General features: G+C 39.7%; 2 protein-coding genes. Both read right to left on the reverse strand.

Translation table 11 applies throughout. From position 1 onward, the window contains the following. Positions 1-317: hypothetical protein (locus tag HT737_RS30910; protein ID WP_306287339.1), on the reverse strand; the 317-nt coding region annotated here is incomplete at its 3' end. Further along, positions 304-582 (reverse strand): hypothetical protein (locus tag HT737_RS31550; protein WP_306287340.1); only part of this gene is annotated, 279 nt, incomplete at its 5' end. The genes HT737_RS31550 and HT737_RS30910, both read right to left, overlap by 14 nt.

Raw genomic sequence — 582 nt, forward strand, 5'->3', positions numbered from 1 at the left:
TGCCCAGCATCCCATTTAGAATTACCCATCAAATCCGGATCCAAAAGCGTCCCAATATTCTCAACCATTAGATAATTCGAGAACATTGCATGACTCAGAGGTTTGTGGTGACCAATCAACCCAGAATCGTACTCTTCTGTTTCGTGATAGAGAAATGAATCTCTGTTTAAAATAGCTTCATTGATAATATTTTTTGAAAAAATTTCGACTTGAACACCATATTTTTTCGTATCTCCAATCTCTTGAAATATCGCAAGCGCAGTACCAGGTGAAGATTCCACTATTGCTCGACAAAGTCTTTTGTCAGCAATAAGCAACAGCAAGTCGTTCGCATAAGCCCCAACTTTTGAATTTTTTAATTTTCCACCTATTTTGATTAAGCTTCCGTTGCTTTTGGATCTCAGTCTTATCGAAAGCATAACGAATAAGCGGACGAGCAGAGTGGACAAGCTCATCTGCAATCACTGCCAACTCTGCAGGAGAACCTTTGAGAATGAAACGATATAGACTCTGTGCATATCGTTCAGTATTTCTCTTGCCAAATATTGGGGGCCGTATAAATGCAAACCATGCCCAAACGAG

Source organism: Pseudomonas sp. MD195_PC81_125, from assembly GCF_014060985.1.
Lineage (GTDB): Bacteria > Pseudomonadota > Gammaproteobacteria > Pseudomonadales > Pseudomonadaceae > Aquipseudomonas > Aquipseudomonas parakoreensis.